We start from the raw sequence: 6412 nt of genomic DNA, 5'->3' as shown, positions 1-6412 counted from the left end.
GAGGTGCCAGGCGCAGAAAGTTCAAGGTGCCACGACTTTCTTCTTTGGAGAGGTCACTGATTAGCATATAGGTGCCAACCACCAACAAACTGAAGATCCCGATAAGACTCAGGCAAACAAATACATTTTGCCACCATAGAGGCCAGTTAATCTCAAAACCTCCGAAGCCATCTGGTAGCTCAAGTCCTAAATCGATCAGCAGCACCAACTGACCAATCAAGGATATTGCCACTGTAATCAGGACATTGCGCTGTTTGAAACGCCCTTTGACTTCTCGAAACATTTGGGGATTCAATTCCCCAAGTTGGTTAACTAAATTATTAAGTGCCATATCGCTATTAGTCTCCTTTTACTGGCCTAGTCTAGTTATGATGCAGCTATGATCGAGCTATGATGCTTGCTGATGACCTAATTTGAGGAAAATTGTTTCTAAGTCTTCCTGAGAACACTGGAATTCTGTCAAGGGAATCCCAGCCTTAACCAGCGATCGCAATAGCTGTGCACAATCCTCTTGACCTCCTGAAAAATGAATCCGCATCCGACCTGGTTCTGGTAATATTTCCCAGTCTTCTACAAGGGGATTATTTTTCAATTCCCCTTTAACTACATCCAGCTGACCTAGGCTTGACAACAGAATTTGCTGGCGACCAAGACGCTGGTAAAACTCATCTAGGGGTGCGCTTTCTACCAGATACCCTAATTCCATGATGCCTACTGAGCTACACAGTTGGGCTAAATCACTCAAGACATGGGAGGAAATTAGAATGGTCATCCCCGCTTCTTGGAGAACCTTAATAATTTCCCGAAACTTCATTCTAGCAATGGGGTCAAGACCAGAGACTGGCTCATCCAGCAGCAGTAAAATCGGTTCATGAATAATAGTTCTAGCCAGGCTAAGCCGCTGTTTCATCCCCCGGGAGAGGGTAGAAATCAAACTATTACGCTTGTTGGTTAATTCAATTAGTTCCAGAACATCGTATAAGCGTTGTCGGCGTTTTGAGCCTCGTAATTTATATAGACGTGCAAAGTAGTCTAGGTAGTCCCAAACCGTTAAATCTTCATAGAGGGGAAAATCATCAGGTAGATAGCCTAAACGCTGTTTTAGCCTAGGATTGCTTTGATCTCTTAGCAAACGCTGACCATTGATGTAAATCTCACCAGTGGTAGGTTCTTCCGCTGCAGCTAACATCCGGATCAGGGTGGTTTTCCCAGCACCATTCGGTCCAATTAAGCCGTAAACTTCACCGCTTTCCACTTGCAAATCCACCTCATGCACAGCTACATGCCGGTCGAATTGCTTCGTGAGTCCACGGATATCAATAGCCAATTCTTTTACCATCAGAGTCTGGTTTTAGCTGTTTAAATTACCTAATACTAAGGTCTGTCTGAGCCAATAGAGGATAAGAGCAAAGCCTCCTATTGGTTCGAGTTCCCTAGCCTTTCCAAGAAAGCGCGGGGTCGCACCGCAAAGGGAAATTCAGATGTTGGTTTTTTTTCCAGCCTAGCGCTTTATTCTTGATCTATGGGTTGACCTAGGGCGGTTCAGCTTGGCTAGAATTATTTTAATTATTGATTTTTAATTAGTTATCGCTAGCTTAGGGATTCCTTCCGGACTGTTACCTTGTTGCGAAGTCTGATCTATCGGTTACATCGGTTACATCCCTTCACATATCCCTGTCTTGATGCAGTCGCTCATGGGGGGAACCACGGCAGTTGCTCATGGGGGGAACCCCCAAGACCGCACTGCCTCCCCAAGACCGCGCTGCATCGCTTGCCAACTCTGCTGATCAAAAAATTACCCTGATACACCGGCCAGATGCTATAGTATCGAACGCTATAACTTGCACCCACCAGACCTATACTTAAGCATCGACCAAACTAACTATGACTTACTCCTACCGCATTACCCTGCTACCTGGTGACGGGATTGGCCCAGAAATCATGGCAGTAGCTGTAGATGTATTGAACCTCGTTGGTAAGCGATTCGATATTAATTTTAAATTTACTGAAGCCCTAATCGGTGGCGTAGCTATTGATGCTACTAATGAACCCCTACCTAGTGATACTCTAGAACTATGTCGCAATAGTGATGCCGTTTTACTCGCTGCTATTGGGGGTTACAAGTGGGATAATCTGCCGCGCCACCAACGACCAGAAACGGGATTGTTGGGATTAAGAGCAGGGTTAGGCTTGTTTGCTAATCTGCGACCAGCGACAATATTCCCCCAACTTATTGATGCCTCGACCTTGAAACGAAACGTGGTTGAAGGGGTAGATATTATGGTGGTTAGAGAACTGACTGGTGGGATCTACTTTGGACAACCTAAAGGAATTTTTTCTCAGGAAACTGGGGAAAAACGGGGAGTCAATACTATGGCTTACACCGAAGCCGAAATTGACCGCATTGGTAGAGTAGGGTTTGAAACGGCTAAAAAACGCGGTGGTAAACTGTGTTCGGTGGATAAAGCTAATGTGTTGGATGTCTCCCAGTTGTGGCGCGATCGCATTATAACCCTAGCAGCGGAATATCCCGATGTGGAACTGTCTCACCTATACGTGGATAATGCTGCTATGCAATTGGTCAGAGCTCCGAAACAATTTGATACCATTGTTACCGGTAATATCTTCGGGGATATTTTATCGGATGCTGCTGCTATGCTTACCGGTAGTATTGGCATGTTACCCTCTGCTAGTTTAAGCGAATCTAACCCTGGAGTCTTTGAACCAGTTCATGGCTCGGCTCCAGATATTGCGGGTCTTGATAAAGCTAATCCCCTAGCGATGGTGCTCAGTGCTGCGATGATGTTACGTTATGGCTTGGACCAGCCTGAAGCAGCAGATTTCATTGAACAAGCAGTTGTAAAGGTTTTAGATAAAGGCGATCGCACAGGAGATATCATCTCAGAAGGCATGAGTCTCTTAGGTTGTCGTGCTATGGGAGAGTCCCTAATTCAGTGCCTAGAAGAATCTTGATTTTATCCCTTGATTTTATCGGGTAAACCTGCTGTTACTTATCATAACTCAGGAAAATCCGTTGGTTTCCCCTGGTTAATCAGTACGCTGTCTTGATGCAGTCGCTCATGGGGGGAACCACGCCAGTTGCTCATGGGGGGAACCACGCCAGTTGCTCATGGGGGGAACCACGCCAGTTGCTCATGGGGGGAACCACGCCAGTTGCTCATGGGGGGAACCCCCAAGACCGCACTGGCTCCCCAAGACCGCACTGGCTCCCCAAGACCGCACTGGCTCCCCAAGACCGCACTGGCTCCCCAAGACCGCGCTGCATCGCTTTTGCGGAAATACCCCCTTGCCGTTAGGGCGTGATTGCATTAAAGTCAAACTGAAATAATAGGGTAAAAAGTGTGGTGTATACATCACAGCAAAGACAAGAAAACTACCAAACTCGGCTTGAGCTACCGAAGCTGCTAGACCCTACGGTTTTGAGAGCAGCTAAGCACATCTACCAGGTTTACTACGAAGTTCATCCATACCTTGATGAACAGCCATCTGGTGTAGCCATTGACAGATATACCCTCAGAGGAAAGTTAATCTTTAGTGATAAACCTATCCTTCTACCAACTGAATGCTTTGTGCCTTTGAGTCAACTACAAGGAGATTTTTATTAATAAATATTAAGTCAATCGGTTAAACGGCTTAGTTTTATGGTAGTAACCAATAGCAATTAGCAAGTGATACAGGATATGGTTGAAGTATCCGCTGCCTTGACAACGTCGATAGTTTTCGCAATAGTTTTCGCTAGTGGTGCATCTATTGGCAGTTTCCTCAATGTAGTCGTTTACCGACTACCTGCTGGTTTATCCATCCTTTGGCCTCCCTCTCGCTGTCCCCATTGTCTCCATAAGCTGGGGAAGCGAGAGAATGTTCCGGTAATGGGCTGGCTGTGGTTAAAAGGACGTTGCCGTCACTGTAATACCAAGATTTCCAGCCGCTATCCCCTAGTAGAGGCCATAACAGGTGTACTGTTTTTACTCGTTTTCTGGATCTATGGTTGGGGTTGGCAAACCCTAGGGTATTGGGCATTTTTGAGCTGGCTGTTGACTCTGGCTCTGATTGATATCGATACTATGACCCTACCGAATTCCCTAACTCAGTCTGGATTAGTGGCTGGTTTAGTATTTCAAGGAACTACTGGTTTTTTGGAGGGGTCTCAACCCATAGCAATAATTCCTCATTTCATGACTGGGGTGATAGGTGCAGTGCTAGGGATTTGGTTGTTTGACCTGATTGCCTTTGGGGGTTCGATTGCCTTTGGTCAATCTGCTATGGGGGGAGGAGATGCTAAGCTAGCGGCGATGATGGGAGCTTGGTTAGGATGGAAGTATTTGCTATTGGCTAGTTTCATCGCTTGTGGTGTAGGGGCTTTTGCAGGTGGCGCAGCCATTGCCCTCGGTTGGATGAATCGCAAACAGCCAATGCCCTTTGGTCCTTTTCTAGGGTTGGGAGCAGGATTGACTCTACTGTGGGGTAAATTAATAGTGTCCACTTACCTAGAACTGTTTTTCCCATTGAGCTAAAAAGTATCTTAGGTGCGCTTTTCCCATCTAATTATTAAATTCGCCACTGGTCGCACCTGTCGAATAATGTTCGTTCACTATCTTAATTGAGATGTTGAAACGGGAAAGCATAAAGGTCTTATATAATAGGACACCTATAAAAATTAACCTATTATAAAATTTTAGCTAATTGTCTACTAATCAGAATAATTATAACTAAGTATAACCTATAAATAAGACTATAGATGAAATCGCAATAACAAATTCAACGGCTCTGACAACTCTACTATTATTGGTGCTATTGGTATTGGCCTGTGTCTTGGATAACAATCAGAACTACCAATCTTCGCTGGGAAGCCGAGCTGATGCAGCAGGTGCTAGCTGCTCATGATATCCCAAGTCGGATTATTGATATTGGGATCATGTCTTATTTAGGTGCAGGTAGTCCTGCGGCTTTACAAGTTCGCTCACCAGATCAATGGACAGCCTTACTGTTGTTGAGTTCCCCAGAAGAAGAGCAGGCAGGACAATCATAAATATAAAATCATAGCTAAAAAAATTTAGATAATACGTTAACAGGATAAGAAATTTTTATGTCTTTATTCGATTGGTTTGCAAATAGACGAAAAATTGAACCAACCCCTAAACAACCTCAAGAACGGGAGATTGCTGATGGGCTATGGAAAAAGTGTGAAGCTTGCGGAGTTCTATCCTACGCCAGAGACCTGCAAGCTAATCAAATGGTTTGCAGTGAATGTGGCCATCATATGCGAGTCCCTAGTGACGAGCGGATCCGCCAGCTGATTGACCATCAGACCTGGATATCACTGGATGAACACCTACATCCGACGGATCCCCTGAAGTTTTGCGATCGCAAATCCTATAGTGATCGTTTGCGAGACAGCCAAGAAAAAACCAAGCTCACAGATGCGGTACAAACTGGCACCGGTAAGCTAGAGAATTTGCCCATTGCTTTGGGAGTGATGGACTTCCGGTTCATGGGCGGTAGTATGGGTTCCGTAGTTGGGGAAAAACTGACTCGTTTGATAGAAGAAGGAACCAAGCGACAGGTACCGGTTGTAATTGTTTGTGCATCTGGTGGAGCCAGAATGCAGGAAGGGATGTTAAGCCTGATGCAAATGGCCAAAATCTCTGGTGCCTTGGAACGCCATCGTCAAGCCAGACTACTCTACATTCCAGTGCTAACTCATCCTACCACTGGTGGAGTGACCGCCAGTTTCGCCATGTTAGGAGATATTATCATAGCGGAACCGAAGGCATTAATTGGATTTGCTGGACGACGAGTGATTGAGCAGACCCTACGAGAAAAGCTGCCCGATAATTTCCAGACCTCTGAATATCTGCTAGACCACGGCTTCGTTGATGCCATTGTACCTCGCACCCAGTTGAAAAAAACCCTAGCCCAACTGATTCGCCTCCATCAACCCCAGCCTACTATACCGGTAGCGGTTTCCCTGCCAGAAGCAGTAGGGACTTCTGAGCTGGGAGTAGGGAGTAGGGAGTAGGAATTAGGGAGTGTGGGAAGTGTGGGGAGATGGGGAGATGGGGAGATGGGGAGTCAGATGGTTTGATAATATTCCGTCTTGCCTCTTGCCTCTTGCCTCTTGCCTCTTGCCTTCCCCTCCTGGGAGGGGTTAGGGGTGGGTTGCCTCTTGCCTCTTGCCTCTTGCCTCTTGCCCCCACAACTCCTACACGGAAGTACGCGGGAGCGTGGTAGCCCCGCTATTTTAATCCGGGGAGGAGACGAAACCTTAGAGTAGTGGAGCCTTTATGGTTAGTCGGCTATGGGTAAAAGGGTTAAATCTTGTAAATAAGGCTCCACTACTCTTACGGTAACTTCAAAGAAACGCGACACGGCAGTTTTAACTGCCGTGATG

7 protein-coding genes and 1 pseudogene are annotated in these 6412 nt (G+C 46.1%); 6 read left to right on the top strand and 2 right to left on the bottom strand.

From position 1 onward, the window contains the following. Positions 1–331, bottom strand: a pseudogene (locus tag F6K52_RS30050) (ABC transporter permease); the annotation flags it as partial. Between the two features lie 57 nt (positions 332–388). Beyond that, entirely contained in the window at positions 389–1339 is a 951-nt protein-coding gene (locus tag F6K52_RS30045) for an ABC transporter ATP-binding protein (RefSeq protein ID WP_293087420.1), read from the bottom strand. A 545-nt stretch (positions 1340–1884) separates the two neighbouring features. Between F6K52_RS30045 and leuB the strand changes: the two genes are divergently transcribed. The 6 genes from leuB to F6K52_RS30015 all read left to right on the top strand — a co-directional run bounded on the left by leuB (position 1885) and on the right by F6K52_RS30015 (position 6252). Beyond that, complete coding sequence (leuB, locus tag F6K52_RS30040) at positions 1885–2973, top strand: 3-isopropylmalate dehydrogenase (protein ID WP_293087417.1); 1089 nt, start codon at positions 1885–1887, stop codon at positions 2971–2973. 389 nt (positions 2974–3362) lie between these two features. Beyond that, complete coding sequence (locus F6K52_RS30035) at positions 3363–3626, top strand: hypothetical protein (protein WP_364420410.1); 264 nt, start codon at positions 3363–3365, stop codon at positions 3624–3626. Between the two features lie 75 nt (positions 3627–3701). Further along, on the top strand, positions 3702–4535 hold the full coding sequence (locus tag F6K52_RS30030) for an A24 family peptidase (RefSeq protein WP_293087414.1): 834 nt from the start codon (positions 3702–3704) through the stop codon (positions 4533–4535). A gap of 293 nt (positions 4536–4828) precedes the next feature. Next, positions 4829–5050: a hypothetical protein gene (locus F6K52_RS30025; protein WP_293025401.1), complete on the top strand. Its 222-nt coding sequence runs from the start codon at positions 4829–4831 to the stop codon at positions 5048–5050. A 57-nt stretch (positions 5051–5107) separates the two neighbouring features. Continuing rightward, positions 5108–6040, top strand: coding sequence for an acetyl-CoA carboxylase, carboxyltransferase subunit beta (accD, locus tag F6K52_RS30020; RefSeq protein ID WP_293087411.1), 933 nt, complete (start codon positions 5108–5110; stop codon positions 6038–6040). A 29-nt stretch (positions 6041–6069) separates the two neighbouring features. Continuing rightward, on the top strand, positions 6070–6252 hold the full coding sequence (locus tag F6K52_RS30015; RefSeq protein ID WP_293087408.1) for a hypothetical protein: 183 nt from the start codon (positions 6070–6072) through the stop codon (positions 6250–6252). Positions 6253–6412: the final 160 nt, after the last annotated feature.

This window comes from Moorena sp. SIO3H5, assembly GCF_010692395.1.
Classification (GTDB): Bacteria; Cyanobacteriota; Cyanobacteriia; order Cyanobacteriales; family Coleofasciculaceae; genus Moorena.
This window is presented reverse-complemented; position numbering and strand designations above follow the sequence as displayed.

Excerpts from the sequence above, each read along its gene's own strand:
- F6K52_RS30045 (WP_293087420.1), bottom strand. The coding sequence starts at position 1,339 with ATGGTAAAAGAATTGGCTATTGATATCCGTGGACTCACGAAGCAATTC.
- leuB (WP_293087417.1), top strand. The coding sequence starts at position 1,885 with ATGACTTACTCCTACCGCATTACCCTGCTACCTGGTGACGGGATTGGC.
- F6K52_RS30030 (WP_293087414.1), top strand. The coding sequence starts at position 3,702 with ATGGTTGAAGTATCCGCTGCCTTGACAACGTCGATAGTTTTCGCAATA.
- accD (WP_293087411.1), top strand. The coding sequence starts at position 5,108 with ATGTCTTTATTCGATTGGTTTGCAAATAGACGAAAAATTGAACCAACC.
- F6K52_RS30015 (WP_293087408.1), top strand. The coding sequence starts at position 6,070 with ATGGGGAGATGGGGAGATGGGGAGTCAGATGGTTTGATAATATTCCGT.